Annotated in this window: 19 protein-coding genes; 9 read left to right on the top strand and 10 right to left on the bottom strand. The window is 36.8% G+C overall.

Annotation, left to right across the window (positions count from 1 at the left end; translation table 11 throughout):
• Positions 1 to 161 precede the first annotated feature (161 nt).
• On the top strand, positions 162 to 764 hold the full coding sequence (locus tag FFO06_RS06280) for a Uma2 family endonuclease (protein ID WP_137907271.1): 603 nt from the start codon (positions 162 to 164) through the stop codon (positions 762 to 764).
• 7 nt (positions 765 to 771) lie between these two features.
• Here FFO06_RS06280 and FFO06_RS06275 read toward each other — a convergent pair whose 3' ends face one another.
• A complete protein-coding gene (locus FFO06_RS06275) occupies positions 772 to 2124 on the bottom strand; it encodes a putative hexosyltransferase (RefSeq protein ID WP_236097079.1) in 1353 nt (450 codons plus the stop codon).
• Between the two features lie 338 nt (positions 2125 to 2462).
• On the opposite strand from FFO06_RS06275, the gene FFO06_RS06270 reads away from it, so the two are divergent.
• Complete coding sequence (locus tag FFO06_RS06270) at positions 2463 to 3659, top strand: 1-deoxy-D-xylulose-5-phosphate reductoisomerase (RefSeq protein ID WP_137907270.1); 1197 nt, start codon at positions 2463 to 2465, stop codon at positions 3657 to 3659.
• Positions 3660 to 3711: 52 nt separating this feature from the next.
• On the opposite strand, the gene FFO06_RS06265 is transcribed toward FFO06_RS06270, so the two are convergent.
• Together FFO06_RS06265 and FFO06_RS06260 are read right to left on the bottom strand one after the other, a co-directional pair.
• Positions 3712 to 4458 (bottom strand): hypothetical protein, encoded by a 747-nt coding sequence (locus tag FFO06_RS06265; RefSeq protein WP_137907269.1) that lies wholly within the window; start codon positions 4456 to 4458, stop codon positions 3712 to 3714.
• Complete coding sequence (locus FFO06_RS06260; protein ID WP_137907268.1) at positions 4455 to 5582, bottom strand: AAA family ATPase; 1128 nt, start codon at positions 5580 to 5582, stop codon at positions 4455 to 4457. Before FFO06_RS06260 ends, FFO06_RS06265 begins: the two co-directional genes overlap by 4 nt.
• Positions 5583 to 6292: 710 nt before the next feature.
• Here FFO06_RS06260 and rbp point away from each other — a divergent pair.
• Both rbp and FFO06_RS06245 read left to right on the top strand, forming a co-directional pair.
• The gene (gene rbp, locus FFO06_RS06255) at positions 6293 to 6601 is read left to right on the top strand and encodes an RNA-binding regulator (protein ID WP_137907267.1); all 309 of its coding nucleotides are present in this window, start codon (positions 6293 to 6295) and stop codon (positions 6599 to 6601) included.
• 547 nt (positions 6602 to 7148) lie between these two features.
• Complete coding sequence (locus FFO06_RS06245; protein ID WP_137907266.1) at positions 7149 to 7766, top strand: Uma2 family endonuclease; 618 nt, start codon at positions 7149 to 7151, stop codon at positions 7764 to 7766.
• 103 nt (positions 7767 to 7869) lie between these two features.
• On the opposite strand, the gene FFO06_RS06240 is transcribed toward FFO06_RS06245, so the two are convergent.
• The 6 genes from FFO06_RS06240 to FFO06_RS21110 all read right to left on the bottom strand — a co-directional run bounded on the left by FFO06_RS06240 (position 7870) and on the right by FFO06_RS21110 (position 12920).
• Positions 7870 to 8817 (bottom strand): AvaI/BsoBI family type II restriction endonuclease, encoded by a 948-nt coding sequence (locus tag FFO06_RS06240; RefSeq protein ID WP_028091570.1) that lies wholly within the window; start codon positions 8815 to 8817, stop codon positions 7870 to 7872.
• A gap of 25 nt (positions 8818 to 8842) precedes the next feature.
• Positions 8843 to 10273: a DNA methyltransferase gene (locus FFO06_RS06235; protein ID WP_137907265.1), complete on the bottom strand. Its 1431-nt coding sequence runs from the start codon at positions 10271 to 10273 to the stop codon at positions 8843 to 8845.
• Positions 10274 to 10369: 96 nt separating this feature from the next.
• Complete coding sequence (locus FFO06_RS06230) at positions 10370 to 12076, bottom strand: diflavin flavoprotein (protein ID WP_137907264.1); 1707 nt, start codon at positions 12074 to 12076, stop codon at positions 10370 to 10372.
• An 82-nt stretch (positions 12077 to 12158) separates the two neighbouring features.
• Positions 12159 to 12530, bottom strand: coding sequence for a DUF5615 family PIN-like protein (locus FFO06_RS06225; protein ID WP_137907263.1), 372 nt, complete (start codon positions 12528 to 12530; stop codon positions 12159 to 12161).
• 3 nt (positions 12531 to 12533) lie between these two features.
• On the bottom strand, positions 12534 to 12761 hold the full coding sequence (locus tag FFO06_RS06220; RefSeq protein ID WP_137907262.1) for a DUF433 domain-containing protein: 228 nt from the start codon (positions 12759 to 12761) through the stop codon (positions 12534 to 12536).
• Positions 12762 to 12779: 18 nt separating this feature from the next.
• On the bottom strand, positions 12780 to 12920 hold the full coding sequence (locus FFO06_RS21110; protein ID WP_162501177.1) for a hypothetical protein: 141 nt from the start codon (positions 12918 to 12920) through the stop codon (positions 12780 to 12782).
• 222 nt (positions 12921 to 13142) lie between these two features.
• Between FFO06_RS21110 and FFO06_RS06215 the strand changes: the two genes are divergently transcribed.
• Positions 13143 to 13475 carry a hypothetical protein gene (locus FFO06_RS06215; protein ID WP_137907261.1) on the top strand — a complete coding sequence of 111 codons (333 nt, stop codon included), beginning with the start codon at positions 13143 to 13145 and terminating at the stop codon, positions 13473 to 13475.
• Between the two features lie 110 nt (positions 13476 to 13585).
• On the top strand, positions 13586 to 13774 hold the full coding sequence (locus tag FFO06_RS06210) for a hypothetical protein (RefSeq protein ID WP_137907260.1): 189 nt from the start codon (positions 13586 to 13588) through the stop codon (positions 13772 to 13774).
• A 94-nt stretch (positions 13775 to 13868) separates the two neighbouring features.
• On the opposite strand, the gene FFO06_RS06205 is transcribed toward FFO06_RS06210, so the two are convergent.
• A complete protein-coding gene (locus tag FFO06_RS06205) occupies positions 13869 to 15593 on the bottom strand; it encodes a diflavin flavoprotein (RefSeq protein ID WP_137907259.1) in 1725 nt (574 codons plus the stop codon).
• Between the two features lie 109 nt (positions 15594 to 15702).
• Here FFO06_RS06205 and FFO06_RS06200 point away from each other — a divergent pair, with 109 nt between their 5' ends.
• From FFO06_RS06200 to FFO06_RS21465, 3 genes are all read left to right on the top strand, one after another.
• A complete protein-coding gene (locus FFO06_RS06200; protein ID WP_137907258.1) occupies positions 15703 to 16530 on the top strand; it encodes a pantothenate kinase in 828 nt (275 codons plus the stop codon).
• Positions 16531 to 16781: 251 nt separating this feature from the next.
• A complete protein-coding gene (locus tag FFO06_RS06195; RefSeq protein WP_137907257.1) occupies positions 16782 to 17669 on the top strand; it encodes an ABC transporter permease in 888 nt (295 codons plus the stop codon).
• A 94-nt stretch (positions 17670 to 17763) separates the two neighbouring features.
• Entirely contained in the window at positions 17764 to 17925 is a 162-nt protein-coding gene (locus FFO06_RS21465) for a hypothetical protein (RefSeq protein ID WP_168358792.1), read from the top strand.
• Positions 17926 to 17942: the final 17 nt, after the last annotated feature.

Below are 17942 nucleotides of genomic sequence, written 5' to 3'. Positions count from 1 at the left end.
TAGTACCATACTTTAGTGCAATTTTTCATGCGGGAATTGAGTAATATAAGAAAATTGATATATAAACTGGTTAATTAATAATAATTGCTGATATAGCGATTATAGGAATCCTAAATAAGATGTTATATTAAATTAATATACATAGCTTTCTAATCAAAAATATGCAACTAATCCAAAAGCAATATTACACTCCAGAGGAATATCTGGAATTAGAAGCAACTGCTGACTACAAAAGCGAATACATTGACGGACAAATCATTGCTATGGCTGGTCCATCTATAAATCATAACCGCATCTCTTTGAATTTAAGCTCTGGACTGAATTTTGCCTTCAAAAATCAAAATTACGAAGTTTTCATGGGTGATATGCGTCTATGGATACCTCAAAAGCTAATATACACTTATCCAGATGTGATCATTATTGCAGATGAGCCGGAATTTGTCAACAATCGGACAGATACAATTACAAACCCCCAGGTAATTATAGAAGTTTTGTCTAAATCTACTAAAAGTTACGACAAAGAAGATAAATTTGCCGCTTACAGAACAATTCCCACTTTTCAAGAATACCTATTAATTGATCAAAACCGTATTCATGTAGAACAATTTTCTAAAATTGGGAAAAAAAGATGGAATTTTTGTGAATATGATGCAGAAGATGAAAATATATCTCTGACAACAGTACCTTTCACAATTTCTTTGCAGGATATATATAATAAAGTCAAATTTGAAATTGCAGAACCTGAAACAAAAAACAATAGTTAGAACCTCCTCAACCAACCCAAATTTCCTGGGCAAAACCCACTGCTAATTTACTTAACAAAGTGATAAATATACCCATCAATAAATAAGCTTGACGGGGATAGCGAGACAAACAGACACCTATAGCTGCACTCAGAGGTACAATGCCATAAGCAAGACGACTTAAAGAAATTGTCCCACCAGAAGCTAAAAGTAAACCAATACCACAAAAACCATAAACTACCATAATGGGAGTTAGTTGCTGACGGAAATACCATAGGAGGTAGCTACTACCTAATATCATAGATAGATTGAGCAAATTATTTATTAATCCTTGGTCTGCAATTATTAATAATAATATGACTATGACATAAGCAGCACGGAATATCTGGGGATGGAAATATTTACGCCAATAGAATAAACAAGAAGAACTAATGACAATTAAACTAAAAAACAGCGGATACCAAAAGTCTTTAACTCCACCTTCATCATTTTCTACCCAACCAAAATACCAATTGTTGCCAAAAGGAATTTGCATAAACATATTTAACCAACCTTCCCAATCAAAACCTAAGGAAGGCCGCCACCCTTTTTGTGCAGCAATGAAGGCTAAAAAATTATCAAAATTTAGCCCACAATACACACTGAATACTAATAAACCTGTAGCGGATAATAAACCTGCTATATAGGCAATTGGTGGTTTATTCTGTCGCCAAGCTGTGATTAAAAATGCGGGGATTAATACCATGCCTGTGGGGCGTGTTGCTGTTGCCATTGCTCCACAAATTGCTGTCCAAATATATTGTTTTTGATCAAAGGAACGTAAAGCTATTGTACTCAATAACAAATATAAACCTTCTGTGTAAATTACTCCTGTGAATAAAGACATGGGACAACAAGTTATGACAGCAATTGTCCAATGGGCTGCACTGATGCCAGATTGTTTTTTTACCCAAGAATATAAACAATAAACTGTACCTAAAAATGCTAAATTATTGATGATTAATCCAGCTATTTCAAAGGAAAAACCCAATTTCATGAAGATAAAAATGCTGACAGGAAACAGGGGGAAAAATGCTAAATTATGTTGTTTACCATCATCAACAAATTCATAGCCTTCAGTAACAATCGCCCGATAATGTACAGTATCCCAAACATTAAAAATCCCCCAGCCCAAATGGGGCGTAATTCCATCTGGTAATGGGGGGAGATTGGGAGCAATCAGCAACATAGAAATCCCCACCAATAGACGACTTAAAAACCACATAGCAGCGGGAAATAAGAAATTATCCGTCCAAATAAATTTAGCGATGCTGGTAGCGATTATAGGCAAGCTACGGGCAGCGTCTCGAAGAGAAGCGATCGCTATTTGTGCTTTAACCATAGGCTTTTGTTTTTCCTGATTTGATGTTACTTTTAAGTAATGTTAAGCATTAATGGCGAAAATAGCAAAGGTTGTCATAGAGATTAATTAATGTAGCATTAATACCAATTTCATCTAAAACTGCACGGAATCATGAAATCCATTCATGTATCAGAGTCTATCTGTGTTTATCTGTGTTTATCTGCGTTTAATTATGATTAAAATCATATCATGTAGATTTATCTAAATATACCTACAATTTGCAATTGGTCAGTAAGTCTGATGATTGTAAAAATTCCCCTGATCAACGAGTCCCAAGGCATTTATAGTTAAAATTATCTATTAATTCTTAAAAAATTGTGAAAGCCATTACCCTACTTGGTTCTACTGGTTCAATTGGTACTCAAACCCTAGATATCGTCTGTGAACACCCAGATAAGTTCCGCATTGTTGGATTAGCTGCTGGCAGGAATGTGGAGTTATTTGCGGCGCAAATTCGTCAATTTCGCCCGGAAATCGCCGCCATTTCCGCTGCTGATAAATTACCAGAACTCAAAGAAGCCATTAAAGATTTAAATCCCCAACCCATTTTACTGGCTGGAGAGCAGGGAGTGATAGAAGTTGCTCGTTATGGCGATTCTCAAACCGTTGTTACTGGTATTGTTGGTTGTGCAGGTTTATTACCGACTATCGCCGCCATTGAAGCTGGTAAAGATATTGCTTTAGCCAATAAAGAAACTCTGATTGCTGGCGCTCCCGTAGTTTTACCTTTAGTAGAAAAACACGGAGTTAAATTATTACCAGCAGATTCCGAACATTCCGCCATTTTCCAATGTCTCCAAGGTGTTCCCAAAGATGGGTTACGGAAGATATTACTTACCGCTTCCGGTGGTGCTTTCCGAGATTGGCCTGTAGAAAAATTAGCAACGGTAAAAGTTGCGGATGCTCTTAAACATCCTAATTGGTCAATGGGACGAAAAATCACCGTAGATTCTGCAACTTTGATGAATAAGGGTCTGGAAGTCATTGAAGCTCATTATTTATTTGGGGTAGATTATAACAACATCGAAATTGTCATTCATCCCCAAAGTATTATTCACTCATTAATAGAATTACAAGATACTTCAGTTTTAGCCCAACTGGGTTGGCCAGATATGCGTTTACCTTTGCTTTATGCTTTATCTTGGCCAGAGCGAATTTACACTAATTGGGAAAGATTGAATCTAGTCAAATCTGGTGATTTAACTTTCCGTGAACCAGATCATCAAAAATATCCCTGTATGCGTTTAGCTTATGCTGCTGGTAGGGCTGGTGGTTCTATGCCCGCTGTATTAAATGCGGCAAATGAACAAGTTGTAGCGTTATTTTTGGATGAGAAAATTCAATTTTTAGATATTCCTAAATGTATCGAATTTGTCTGCGATCGCCATCAAGATGATAACCAACAAAATCCCACTTTAGATGACATTTTAAACGCAGATCAATGGGCTAGAAAAGAAGTTTTTGCGGCCATGGAAAAAGTAGCAACACGACCACAAATAATCTCGGTAGGTTAAAAGTTATGATAGTCCTACACTGCACCGAATAGGATTAGTGTAGGATTATATTTTATGTATTTTCTTGCACATCTATTTTTGAGCAAAATTCTATGAACTTTTGAAAACTATGTAAATGATCTGGGTTTGTTTTAATTCTGGTTAATAATTGTTCAAGATAAAATTTTTCTTGTACTTCTTTTGGTCTAGATTTACTATAGGATAAATTACGTTCTTTGAAAATCTCTCTCAAATAACCTTCATGAAATAAAGCTTTTGTTTTATATCCAAAAATCTCTCGTGTATTTTCTTCGTTTTGTTCAAACTCACTTGCTAAATCTTCAGGATCACTTTGACTGACATCAAAATACTTGATATATTTTTTTAAAATTTCGTTGTTTTGTGGGTTTCTAACAAAAAAGTTTCTATTTCCTAAAAACCAAGTTTCAATACAAACTTTACAAACTTTTTGGATAATAATTTCTAATTGACAATTTTCTGGTAAAGTTTGAAAAGGTTTATTTTGTAAATTGAGTTTAATTTTCTCGAATGCTTCTGCTTTTTTCTCGGAAATAGTCAACCTATCTGCGTCCGTGAATAGTACCAAGTAGTCATATTTTGGTACTTCGTTAATTTCTTGAATAGCATTAGCAGCAACTCGATAACAGTCAGGAACACCCATATCACTTTCATAATAATAGTTATTCTGACTGACAGCATCAAAACTATCCACTTCCGTTAAATTTGGAAGAAGTACAGATAACCACTTTTTATAAACAATCGCTTCCGTTTTCCCCTCAAATACAAAATAGAAATTCATAATTGTTTTTCGAGAATTTTAGTCAATTGAAGAAATGCTTCTTGTTTAGATTTACCTAAATGATAATCTGACGCATTACGAATATTAATGTGTCCACCTTTACGAGTAACGATTTGCCAATATTCATAAGGAATATTATTGATAATATAAGGATGATGACTGGTAGCTATAAATTGTAAATTTTTATTTTCATGAATTAAGTCATCAGTTAATATATCAATACAATTTATCCCTAAGCTATTTTCAAATTCATCAATTAATATTACAGTTCCCGGAGTTGAAAGATATATTTCACTAATATGAATAAGTGTCCGTAACATACCTGAAGAAATTCTATTTTGTTTAATCCATTTTGGGACAGATTTTTCTTTGATAAAGATAATAATATAAGTAAGAGAACTTTCTACTTGATTGTTTTTGCCTAAAAACTCAATGTCAATTTTGATATCTTCTATCTGTTGAAAGATATCTATAAATCTTGATTTAATTTTATCAAAAACCTCTAATTTATGAAAATAAGTCAGATATAGTTTAGTTAGAATATCTTCATGGCTATTTACTATATTCTCTAAAGTTGTGTATTTATTTGTGAGAGAGTGTAAAGGTTTATTAGATAATATACGGAATCCACAGCTTCTTGTGTGATCATGATACTCTATTTTATTTAAAGCATCATAAGCTTCTTGAATAATACTATCTTCTCTCAATATATAGATCATTGATTGATGTGAAGAAAGCTTGGGCATTTCTTGATCATTAAAAATTATTTTTTCTTGAGTTCGTTCAATTAAAATCTTATTTTTTGAAGTTAATTTTTCATGAACTAATGATGGTTTTTCTATTTCATCTTTATCATCAATAATTAGATCATCAGTTTCAATAGTATCAAAACTACCTTCCCAGATAAATTCAGTACCATTGACAGTGGAAAATTTTATTTTCCATTCAAAGCCATTTATTGCTCCTCCATTAGTAATACGCTTTAAATCAGTAATCGCCCGCAGAATTTGAGTTTTACCTGCACCAGAAACACCTACCAAAAGAGTTAAATTTGATGAAAAATCAACTTCATCAAAATCCCAACCTAAAAAATTATTCTTGAGTCGCAGTGAAATGATTTTCATAACTTAAACAATATATAAATTGTTGATATTATAACTTACTTCCTTTGTTTTTTCCCATTCCCTTGATTAGCCCTCGACTTTAATGTAAACTGTGGTATTTCCTCAGGTTCATCTTCACTCAAACTATAAAGCATTACAATTAGGTAAAAGCGCAAAATCTAAATAAGGCTTAAAATAGGTGAATTTTTGGATAACTTTGCCTACCTCCACAGACAACTTTTTTAGCAAACCCTACTGATAATGGTTTCAATAAATTTTTATCATTTAGGTGACTAAAGACGCGCAAGTGTCAACCAATCCTAAAACCCTGTGTTAAACTGTTTGTTGGCGAACTCAAGGCAATAATTCGGTATTTGAGGAATAAATTAAAATAAATGGTATTAAATATTGCACCATAAAAGCATTATTTTCAGCGCTGGTAAACATTTCAGATTGGTCAATATTTGGAAAAGCCGCGATAAGCTTAGGTTTAAGGTTGAGTTGCGGAGGGGAAAGTTAATTAATGGCTGCTCATAAATAGTAAATATTACTTTTTACAACATTTTTTAAACTTCTTTGCACAATTACGATTTTTTGTGTAATGATGAGAGAGTGGAAATTAATTCGGCAGTAATGTTTGTTGTTAGTATTGACAGGCTTTCCCTTTTGGTATATACAGACTTCTCTCCGAAATCTAAATCTCTACAATCTTATGATTTTGGAAATATTCTATGTCAATTTACGTGGGTAACCTCTCTTATGAAGTTACACAAGATGCTCTCAGTCAAGTTTTCGCAGAGTACGGTGCTGTGAAACGTGTTCAACTTCCTACAGACCGTGAGACAGGTCGCTTGCGCGGCTTTGGTTTTGTAGAAATGGGTACTGAAGCTGAAGAAGCCGCTGCTATTGAAGCTCTTGATGGTGCAGAATGGATGGGACGTGACTTAAAAGTGAACAAGGCAAAACCCAAAGAAGACAGAGGTCCTTCTGCTGGTGGTCGTAGCGGCTACGGTGGTGGTGGTTCACGTAACCGTTACTAAGCGAAATTTAGCTAAGACTTTTAGTTATTAAATGCTAAAAAAATTACCTATTCCGTTAGCGGGGTGGGTAGTTTTTTGCTATTAATTTTCTCAACTGGCAATTCAAATCCTGGTAATAGGTCTTCTCCAGAAAGCAATACGGGAAATTGAACAATTTATACAGGTTTTTCCACTCTGTAAATTTCTACTTATTGATTTTGGGGGTCAATTAACCAGCCCAATTCTAAACCATTATTTATATATATATTCCTGCATTTTTTCTGGCAGGGTTAATCAACAGTTTTGAGTCTATCGGTTTTTGATCTAAGTTCAATGATAAAATCGGGAACGAGCAATTCTAAAATAACTAAAATAACTAAAATAACTAAAATAACTAAAATAAAACATGGTTAAATTTGGAAAATGGATGCTCTTGGTCAAATATTAGTGGTTGTATATACACAATATAATAATGAGATTAGACTTATTTCTACTCGCTTACAACCATCCTTCCCTCTAGGAGTCGCTGCAATTTGAAGAATTTTGAATTTACAAAGGTAAGTAAATTATGCTTCAAGCCTTACCAAAAATAGTAACTTTTGCAGAATTTATAGAATGGCTACCTGATAAGGGACGCTATGAATTACATGATGGAGTAATAGTTGAAATGAATCCACCGGTAGGTTTTCATGAAGATATTATTTGCTTTTTAGCTGAGAGAATCACGGCTGAGTATTTACCCTTGAATCTACCTTATGGAATCCCAAAAACTACTTTTGTTAAACCACCAGGAAGCGAATCTAGTTATTTACCAGATGTGTTAGTAATCAATAGAAACATTTTAGCGAATGACCCAAACTGGAGAAAATCAGCAGTAATTTCTGACCCTGATTCTATTCCTTTAGTTATTGAAGTTGTGAGTACAAATTGGCAAGATGATTATTATAAAAAACTGGGAGATTATGAAAAATTAGGTATTCCTGAATATTGGATTGTGGATTATTTAGCACTGGGAAGTAAAAGGTTTATTGGTAGTCCTAAACAACCAACTATTTCCATTCATCAACTGATAGAGGGAGAATACCAAGTTAGTCAATTTACAGGTAGTGAATTGATCCTATCATCAACTTTCCCAGAATTAAAGTTGACTGCTGAACAAATTTTTAAAGCTGGTAATTTTGATTAAACCTTGCTCTTGTTCCTAGTCAGAGACTAGGAATGCAGTTGATGAGGCCCTGCCTCAAGTGGCAGGACAAGATCGGATAAAATGGCTTGTATTCTGGGAAATCCTATAAACTGATTAACCAGTGACAGATCGAGTCAACTTGAGTATCATTTGTCATATTAGCAGCATTGCTCAATTTACCAGATTCTAAATTATTCCATATTTCTTCAGCCATACGTTTTTCAATAGCTGCACCAATGAAAAATGTATGTGGTGACAAATCAACTTGAGAAAATGCCTTCCATATTCGAGATAAAGCAGTTCTCGCTGTTTTCCAGTGTTCATCAGCACCAGCAGGATCAATTCCTCCTTTTAATTCTCCCAGTGTAATATAAAGATTGGGAATTTTATAAATTGTTGGAGAAATTTGTTGATAACCACAGTTGAAAAGACAAACATCAATATTACTTTTCACTAAAGGAACTGTAATATTATAAATTATTGTTCTATTTTTGTTGCCAATAGACCAACTTAAACCCTTCACATATAAATCTATTCCTGCATCTTCTTCTGTCATCGGAATCCATGTTTTAGTTGTAGAATGTAACCAATAATAAGAAATATTAGCAAGTGCAAGATTAGCCAAAATTGCGCGAGTGAATTTACGCTGTGCTAACACTCCACCCACATTTCTCATTGAACCACCTAGCGTATCTCCTCTTGTTAACAAAAATCTATAAACTAATTCTTCTATAAAATCTGAACCTGCTGGTTCTAAAAACTCCTTAATTAATCCTTGGATAGCTTGTATTTTATCCTGTGGCTGTAAATAACCTCTCGCTTTATCAGAAATTCCAGATGCAGCTAATAAAGCAGGTTGTATTTCTACCAGATTAATTAAATCAGCAGGACTATTAACTTGAGAAGCAATAGTTTTTAATACTCTTGCTTGATCAATCAATGGTGTAGCCCGACGGTTTCTTTCAATAGCTAAAGCAACAAAACCAGCTCTAGTTTTTTCATAAGCTGTTACTAAATCAAGACCTGTATTTAAATGATTTTTATATGCCAATTTTAATTACCTTAATTTGATGAAATTAAACTTTTCTCCAAACATAAACGCATTTTCTCAGTGCATCACGTCCATGTAGCCCCATTTGCTGGCTACTATTGCCTTTAGTATTGGGTAAAACTAAAATATTTTCTACTTTAAATCCCAGATACTCAGCTATATTCGATAAAATCATATCCACTGAAATACTCACACCAGCATAACGCACATTATCATTAATCATAAACATCAGCCCTTGTGGTTTCATGACTCGATAACATTCATAAATTATGCAAGCCATTTCATAAAAATAACCTTTTACCATTCTCGGAATACTATTATTATTTAATTGTTTTTTGGATTTTTGTTCTTCCAAATATTGCAAAATAACTTGGAGTAATTTCTGTTTATCTGTAGCCAAAATAGCATTTGACCATTGAGAATTAATTGCTAATAGATCTTTCGGTCTATTCTCAACTGTACAACTTAACATTTGTTGTCTAAAATTGACTATTTCCTCTTGTCCTACTCCTAACAAAGCGAGTTCTAAAGCATAAGTTCTAGTGTAATCATAACGGTTGCAATAAGGAGGAGAAGTAAGAATTACATCATAATAAGAATTTGGCAATTGTGGCATTATATCTAAGCTAGAACCTGTAAACAAACGAATCCCACCTTGTTTAGTTTTACTGGGAAAAAGTTCACCTTGTTGACTACCAGTTTGAATATCTGCTAAAATTTCCGTAATTTTAATACTAATTGCCTGTTTAAAGCTGAGAATTTCTCCTTTGTTAAAAGGTATATTACCTTGTTGACGACTAGAACGATAATCCCAACGTAAATATTGCCCATCTTTGCGAGTGTAACTAATTGCTTCCAAAACACATAATAGTGCAAATTGTAATACTTGCTTGACTCTGCAATTTTCATTTTGGTAAGCACCGATATATTTTTGAATTTCGTTTAATGTCTCTTGAGGATATGCACCTGTCGTAATTTTTATTTCTTGAATATTTTGTTGAGTCTTTGATTTCTCCCAAGGACAATTTTTAGACCAATATAAAATTTTTGTGAAATCATCTGCTGTAAATTCTTGTTCTAAGATGAGCCTAGTATTTATAATTTCTTTTCCAATAGGGAGTAATTCAATTCCATCAGCATTTAATCCTATATTACTAGCTGCAAATAAAGTTGTTCCACTACCAGCAAAAGGGTCTAATATTTCGCCAGATTCGATTATATATTTATCTAGTAAATATTCTACCAATGAAGCAGAAAAAGCTTCTTTATATTTGTACCATCGGTAAATAGGTTTAAGTTTATTAGCCTGAAAACTAACAATCTTCCGGTTGAGAACATCTTCTATGCAGAATTTATCAGCAAAGTGCTGGTATATTTGGGTGTTAATATGTTCAATTTCAATATTTTGTGTTTGATGATTTGGTATTTGAGGTTCTAATTGTTGAAAATCAAGCATTATTTAAAGTGATCAAAAATATTAGCAGACATTTTACATCATAGCGTAAAAAAATTACCCCTCTATCTAATCCTAGAGGGGCTAAGACGTAAGGTGTTAATAATAACTCGCTGATTTGCGATGATGTATCGCTGTGACACCATCTTGATTTAAGACTTTACCATCATCAACAGTCGCATAAACTAACCAATGATCACCAGCTTCCATGCGACTTTGTACGGAACATTCTAGATAAGCTAAAGCACCATTGATAATAATACCTCCATTGTTGGCTTCTTGAATGTCTAAACCCGCAAATCTATCTTGTCCGGGAGCATAAACCTTCATAAACTGCTTACGGATTTCTCTCCCTTCCGCTAAGATGTTAACGACAAATTTGTTATTGGTGTGCGTCATGTTTTCCATAGCCCGGTCTTTAGCAACCGCAATAGTTAAACCTGGCGGATTAAAACTAGCTTGTGTCACCCAAGAAGCTAACATTCCCGTTTTGATGTCTCCTTCGGTTGCTGTAACTACACACAAAGAACCAACTATGCGCCCCACGGCTTGTTCTACATTTGTAGCAGGTTGTTTAGCTACAACTAATCTTTTCGCCGCTTTTTTCAATGCTTGAGCAAAATCGGTTCCCGCTTCTTCGCAGGTTTGTAAGGTGACTTCATTGGGTTTGAATTTGACGCGAATGGTGTCAAAACCAAATCTGTATCCTGCGTCTTTAAGTTTACTTTCAATTAAATCAACCGCTTCCCCACTCCAGCCAAAAGAACCAAATACCCCCGCTAATTTATTATTAGTCGCAGTTGAGAGGACTATTCCTAAAGCTGTTTGCACCGGTGTGGGTGCGTGTCCTCCTAAGGTGGGAGAACCTATGACAAAACCGGCGGATTTTTCCACAGCGGCTTTGATTTCTTCGGGTTCGGTAAATTCGCAGTTAATGGCCTCGACACTCACACCAGCCTTAGTGATACCGCGAGCGATCGCTTGTGCTAAAGTTGCAGTATTACCATAGGCTGAGGCATAAATTAAAGCCACGGTCATATCAGCGGAGGTTTGCTGTTTAGTCCATTCTCTGTAACCCTTGGTAATATCAATTAAACCATAGCGCACAATTGGACCATGACCCGTAGCGTACATTCGCACGGACAAATCTGCTAATTTCTCTAAAGCTGTTTCGACTTGTTTAGCGTGAGGTGCCATTAAACAGTCAAAATAATAGCGTCTATCCTCATTAAACACCTCCCAACCTTCATCAAATACCTGGTCTGAGCAAATATGCGCCCCAAATAGTTTATCAGAAAATAATATCTCTGTTTGCCGGTCCCAGGTACAAAGTTCGTCAGCGTAACGGGGGTTAGGAGTGGGAATAAATTGTAAATGGTGTCCTTTACCTAAATCAAGGGTATCTTCCCCCCGCATAACCAGAATTGATAAATCCTGATTTTCCAAAGCAGCGCGTAAATTTATCGCTCCGGGGTTAGAACAAACAAAGGTAATTTGAGGAGCAATTTCCAGTAAAGCTTTTAACGTCGCAGCCCGGTTAGGGTTAACGTGACCAAGGATCACATAATCGAGATTTTTGACATTAAACCGCTGTTGTAAAGCTTGGAGGTAGATTTCGGTAAAAGTTTCGCCAGGGGGGTCAATAAGGGCATTTTTATCGCCTTGGATGAGATAAGAATTAGCCGTTGTTCCCTTAGCTAAAGCATATTCAATTTCAAATCTTAATCTGGCCCAACTGCGCGATCGCAATATTATGGTATCTGTACCAATGGGCAATATTTGTACATCACGGGGTTTATTAGTCATTGGTAATTGGTAATTGGTAATTGGTAATTGGTAACGGGGAAAAACTCCTGCCCCTCTCCTCCCCCCTGCATGATAAGTTTTTTTAAAGTCTACGACAGACAGGACGAGAGAGGGCGCGACGGGGTTCGAGAGTAGTGTAAGCGCCTAAGAGAGAGACGGGTAAGCGGTTAGTTAGAAGTTCAATAATTTTGGTATTGATGCTGGTAGCTGGAGTATCATCGGGAAGATTAATGAAAATAGCTCCAGCCGTGAAGGCTTCCGGCCAAGTTTTAGGATTGGCAAGTCCTCTATCACGGGTGATGATAATGGCATCAGCAGCAATAGCAGCTTCCATAACTTTAGTATCAGGATGTCCGCGTAACCCGATGTCCCGTACATCTTGCACCTCAAATCCCAGCGCCGCAATTTGGGGTGCTAGGGAACGGGGCATATTTTCATCAACAAGGAAGTTCAAGATTTATGCTCCCAGTGCAGTGACTTGGGTGTGTTTAACCAGATCAGCAGCGTAACTGAGAGCAGCTTCAACTTGGGTTTTACTGAGTTCGTATTCTTGCATGACTTCTTCCTTGCTCATGCCACCAGCGAGAGAGCCAATAATGATGGAAATAGGAACGCGAGTCTCGGTAATAACAGGTGTACCGTGGTGGATACCACTATCTACGCTGATATGTGGTGCAATTTCCATAGATACCTTCTCCGGTTGCTATTTTTTTATTGTGCCTGGAAATCTAGCTAAAGCATATTCAATTTCAAATCTTAATCTAGCCCAACTGCGCGATCGCAATATTATGGTATCTGTACCAATGGGCAGTATTTGTACATCACGGGGTTTAGTTTCTGACATGATACTTTATCTCCTTGATTTCTGAACATAACTCTACTTCTCTCTTTTCCCACCCCCTAACCCCCTCCCCGCAAGCGAGGAGGGGGGACAAGAATTAGGATTGGGTATGTGATAATTTTTCATCTTTTGCTATTGCTATTTGACTGGGTTACAAGTATTATAAGAGTAAGTACTGATTCGGTACATCTGAGGAAATTAAAAACATAAGAAACAAAGGACATCATGATCAGCACTAACGTTCAAAAATGGGGGGTAGTTGCTTCCCTGGTAAGCATTCTAGCCCTTTCTGCTCCTGCTAGGGCTATAACATTTGGTTTTACTGGTGATTACGCACCTAGCAATTGGAATCTGACAAATTCAAATGCTGATGGTTTGGTAAATACAAGTAATGCTCCAAATTCTATTACTTTGACTGGCGGTGATAATGGCTCAGACAGTTTTGGCAGAACCACTTACAGTATTACTAATACTAAGCCCCTCCCTTCCCTGTTAATATCAGCTTCAAATGGGTATATAGTACACAAGATGTACCTGATTTTGATTGGTTTGACGTAAATCAGAATGGTAGTTATACTACCATAGCAAATAGTAATGCTGGTGGCACTTATACCACCCTAATTCCCAATGGAAATACATTCGGCTTTAGCATTGCCACTAATGATAATATGTTTGGTAGGGGAGGTGTAACAATTAGCGACTTCAGTGCTACTGCTGCGACTCCTGTTCCTTTTGAGTCTAATGCCGCGCCAGCAGGTATGGCGATTGTCTTTGGTGCTTTGATGTTGCGGAGAAAGTTGCAGCAGCGGTCGGCTCAGAAGATGTTAGCAGAGTCGGTTGATTCTGGATTGATTTGAGCCAACAGTTGAATAAAATCAAAGATTTCTGAACATAACTCTACTTCCCTCTTATCCCCCTCCTCGCTTGCGGGGAGGGGCTAGGGGTAGGGTTTTAATAGTGATTCCCGACTTTCCGGTGGTGTACGGCTGTCATGGCATCGGGATTTGATACTCTACCGGCGTAGGCTGTGCTGTATACTGCCCAATGATCACCACAATCCATGCGGCTGACTACTTCACATTCTACGTAAGCTAGGGCATCTGTAAGTATAGGTGCGCCATTTTCCGCAGGTTGGGTTTTCACTCCTTGAAAACGATCAGCACCGGGGGCAAATCTTTTTAAGAAATGTTTCATTAATGGTTGATAGTTGCCTTCTTCGAGTATATTTAGAACGAAGCGATCGCCTACTTGCATCAGTGATTCTATCGCTCGATCTTTGGCGACTGCGATGGAAAAGCCCAAGGGTTTAAAGCTGGCTTGACTGACCCAGGAAGCTAACATGGCACTGGATACGTCGTCTTTTTTGGCTGTGATAATATATAAACCGCCGCTAATTCTGCCCAAGGCTTTATCTAAATCAGCCGCAAGAGATTTCATGGCTTTGATGCTTTTATCTCTTGTCACCCATTGTCCTAAGTCTGTACCCGCTTCTTCACACTTTTTATAGGTGTTGGCTGTGGGTGTTTCCCGAATTTCAATGACGGGGAAAGCGATATTTAAGCCTAAAGCCCGGAATTTATTTAATATGGGATAGGTAGGTTCATCATCTCCTCCACCGGTTTCAAAAATGCCAATGGCTTGTTTTTCTTTGGCGGAACCTAAAACGGTGCTGAGTGCCGCTTGAATGGTAGAATTACCTGATACTGGAGGCATTCCTACTACTAAACCTGTACAACGTCCTACCAGTTCCCGGAGTTCTTGTAGTTCGTTAACGCTGGCTAAATCTACTATTTCGACAGGGACACCAGTTTTTGTAATCCCATTAGCGATAGATTGGGCTATTTGCGTGCCAAAACCGTACTCGGAGACGTAAAATATGCCTACGGGGGTTTCGGCTTTGGTTTGTCCTTGACTCCAGTGGCGATAACGGCTTGTCAATTCTTCCACATTGTGGTATAATAGGGGTCCGTGACCGGTGGCAATCATGCGAATGGTTGTTAATTCTGCCATACGCTTCATTGCGGACAAGACAGAACGGGCATTTGGTCCCATCAAACAATCATAGTAATATTGAAAGTCGGCTTCTATGGCTGCTAAGTCGTCATCAAAGGTACTTTCTGAGCAGTAATGTAAACCGAAAGCGTCGCAGGTGTAGAGAATTTGGGTTTTGTGGTCGAAGGTGAAAATGGTATCAGGCCAGTGTAAGTTCGGAGCAATGACAAATTCTAATTCATGGCCATTGCCTAATTCCAAGCGATCGCTATTTTTAACAATTTTACGCTTAAATGGTTGGTGTACCAAATCTTCTAAAAACTGAATTGCTACTTTTGACGCAACAACGGTTATATTCGGAGCGAGTTGTAATAAATCTTTTACTAGTCCACTGTGATCTGGTTCAGTGTGACTGACAATCAAATAGTCAATATCTTGGGGATTAATTAAACCAGTGAGGGTATCAAAATAAAGTTGGCGAAATTTTTCATGGGAGGTATCAACTAGGGCTATTTTGTCACCACGAATTAGAAAAGAGTTGTATGTTGTGCCATTTTGCAAACCAAACTCAATATCAAAGCGATCTCTGTCCCAGTCTAAAGAGCGAATCGCTGTAGTATTTTCACTGATATCTATGGTATTTATAGTCAAACGCTTTTTTAACTTTTCTGTGAGCAATACCATAACGCCCCTCCTTAATAAATTGAGTATTTATGCCTTTCTCCTATTGTGGCACAGGTTTATTATTAATTATTATTAAAAAACCTATAGTTCAGTTAAGAAAATTAAAACATTGGCAAATCATTCTCCTGCAAAAAATCAACAGCATCTTTCCTTAGCATTAATAATTGGTAATTCCCGTGTTCATTGGGGATTATTCATAGATAAAACCCTATACTTAACTGGGAATACATTTCATCCATCTGCATTTATTATCCAACAATTAGCGCAATTTCCAACATTAGATAATTGGTTGAGAGTGATTTCTTTACCTGGGGATATTCTTCCTATTTCCCCAGATTATCCTGTACCTGTGATTTTTGCTTCTGTTGTTCCCCAGCAAACCGCACTTTGGCAAATTTACCCCTATTTGCGTTTGATTACCCTAGCAGATGTACCATTACAGAGAATGTACCCGACATTAGGAATTGATCGCGCTTTAGCGGTATGGGGTGCAGGAATAACTTGGGGATTTCCCACCTTAGTAATTGATGGCGGTACAGCATTGACTTTTACAGGTGTAGACGGTAATAAATGTTTACTTGGGGGAGCAATTTTACCGGGTTTGGGGTTACAATTGAGCAGTTTAGGACAAAAAACGGGACAATTACCATTATTAGAAACTAGTTTAATGACCAATTTACCACCACGATTTGCGATGAATACATCAGAGGCTATTGCAAGTGGAGTAATTTACACTTTATTAAGTGGGATAAAAGATTTTATTGAGGCTTGGTGGGGGTTATTTCCTGATAGTCAGATGATCATAACTGGTGGTGATAGTAAGTTATTAAAAAACCATCTTGAGCAACAATTTCCAGAGATAGCAACCCGATTAATTGTAGATAATAGTTTAATATTTCAGGGAATTGGAAATATAATAGAGCAGTTTCCGATATGATAAGGTATAGATATTAATTTAATAATAAAAATCTTGTGGTGCGGGCATCTTGCTCGCCAAAGGTGTACCTCATGACATTAATATAGCAGATTATAATCGCTGTACCACTTTTGATCATGCAGAGCTGAAAAGGCTTAACTAAAAATCCCGGCTAACCACCGCCCTGTCATGCCATAATCAACTAAACATATAGCAGGTGTTGTCCAGAGTTGAGTTTAACTGTTAATCAAATTTTTCAAGCTGGTGTTTAGATGACGATTACAAAAAAGCAATTACCAAATTTCTGGAAATTTACGAAGAATCCCAGCCTATCTCAGCGATTAATGCAGATTGGTCTGGGTATAACTCTCTTTTTCATCTTCTTAGCCTTTTTTGCTCCTATTTTTCAAAGTTGGGGCTGGTTACAAAACCCTAAGGAATTTCTTTCTCACCCTATTCATCAAGCACCTTCCGCTCAACACTGGTTTGGAACAAGTCGTTTAGGTTATGATGTTTTTTCCCGTAGTGTGTTTGGTGTTCAAGCTGCGCTGCAAGTTGTGACTTTAGCGACTTCTTTGAGCATGATCATCGGTGTACCTTTGGGGATGGTAAGTGGTTATTTGGGGGGAAAATTAGATAAAGCTCTATTATTCCTCATGGATAGTATTTATACTTTACCAGGGTTATTACTGTCAGTAACATTGGCTTTTGTGGTGGGAAGAGGAATTTTAAATGCAGCGATCGCTATTAGTATAGCCTATATCCCCCAATATTATCGGGTCGTTCGTAACCATACAGTCAGCGTCAAAACTGAAGTATACATTGAAGCGGCACAAGCAATGGGCGCTTCTACTTGGGTTGTCTTATCAAGATATCTGTTTTTAAATGTCATTCAAAGCGTACCTGTTCTATTTACTCTCAATGCGGCAGATGCTATCTTAGTTTTAGGCGGGTTAGGATTTTTAGGGTTAGGATTACCTGAAGAAGTACCAGAATGGGGATATGATTTAAAACAGGCTTTAGAAGCATTACCTACAGGCATTTGGTGGACTACTCTATTTCCTGGTTTAGCGATGACTTCTTTAGTGGTTGGATTATCATTACTTGGTGAGGGATTAAATGAATTTGTTAATCCTCGTCTCAAAAGAAAGAATAATTGACAATTGACAATGGATAAGTAACAATTGGCAATGGATAAGCAACAATTGACAATGAATTAAAAACAATTGACAAATAATAACCTGAGAGATGATTGTGAACGATAATATTACATTAATTGCGGCTGCTACAGGTGGATTAGTGCTTTCTTTAGCTTTATCTGGTATTTTAAAAGGTAGTCCAATTACAGATTGGCAACAGGTACATAAAACTTCATACCCATTTGCAAAGGTACAAGTTATCAGCAAAAATCAATAGAAGTGGGAATAGGTAAT

It is taken from the genome of Dolichospermum planctonicum (assembly GCF_005402965.1).
Classification (GTDB): domain Bacteria; phylum Cyanobacteriota; class Cyanobacteriia; order Cyanobacteriales; family Nostocaceae; genus Dolichospermum; species Dolichospermum planctonicum.
Note: the sequence above shows the minus strand (reverse complement) of the source record. Positions and strands in the feature narration are given on the sequence as shown.

What these genes read in the sequence shown, in the direction of transcription:
- FFO06_RS06230 (WP_137907264.1), bottom strand. Translation starts at nt 12,076, where the DNA reads ATGACTAATAAACCCCGTGATGTACAAATATTGCCCATTGGTACAGAT.
- FFO06_RS06210 (WP_137907260.1), top strand. Translation starts at nt 13,586, where the DNA reads ATGTTTGGTAGGGGAGGTGTAACAATTAGCGACTTCAGTGCTACTGCT.
- FFO06_RS06215 (WP_137907261.1), top strand. Translation starts at nt 13,143, where the DNA reads ATGATCAGCACTAACGTTCAAAAATGGGGGGTAGTTGCTTCCCTGGTA.
- FFO06_RS06235 (WP_137907265.1), bottom strand. Translation starts at nt 10,273, where the DNA reads ATGCTTGATTTTCAACAATTAGAACCTCAAATACCAAATCATCAAACA.
- FFO06_RS06195 (WP_137907257.1), top strand. Translation starts at nt 16,782, where the DNA reads ATGACGATTACAAAAAAGCAATTACCAAATTTCTGGAAATTTACGAAG.
- rbp (WP_137907267.1), top strand. Translation starts at nt 6,293, where the DNA reads ATGTCAATTTACGTGGGTAACCTCTCTTATGAAGTTACACAAGATGCT.
- FFO06_RS06205 (WP_137907259.1), bottom strand. Translation starts at nt 15,593, where the DNA reads ATGGTATTGCTCACAGAAAAGTTAAAAAAGCGTTTGACTATAAATACC.
- FFO06_RS06245 (WP_137907266.1), top strand. Translation starts at nt 7,149, where the DNA reads ATGCTTCAAGCCTTACCAAAAATAGTAACTTTTGCAGAATTTATAGAA.
- FFO06_RS21110 (WP_162501177.1), bottom strand. Translation starts at nt 12,920, where the DNA reads ATGTCAGAAACTAAACCCCGTGATGTACAAATACTGCCCATTGGTACA.
- FFO06_RS06275 (WP_236097079.1), bottom strand. Translation starts at nt 2,124, where the DNA reads ATGGTTAAAGCACAAATAGCGATCGCTTCTCTTCGAGACGCTGCCCGT.
- FFO06_RS06220 (WP_137907262.1), bottom strand. Translation starts at nt 12,761, where the DNA reads ATGGAAATTGCACCACATATCAGCGTAGATAGTGGTATCCACCACGGT.
- FFO06_RS06280 (WP_137907271.1), top strand. Translation starts at nt 162, where the DNA reads ATGCAACTAATCCAAAAGCAATATTACACTCCAGAGGAATATCTGGAA.
- FFO06_RS06260 (WP_137907268.1), bottom strand. Translation starts at nt 5,582, where the DNA reads ATGAAAATCATTTCACTGCGACTCAAGAATAATTTTTTAGGTTGGGAT.
- FFO06_RS06265 (WP_137907269.1), bottom strand. Translation starts at nt 4,458, where the DNA reads ATGAATTTCTATTTTGTATTTGAGGGGAAAACGGAAGCGATTGTTTAT.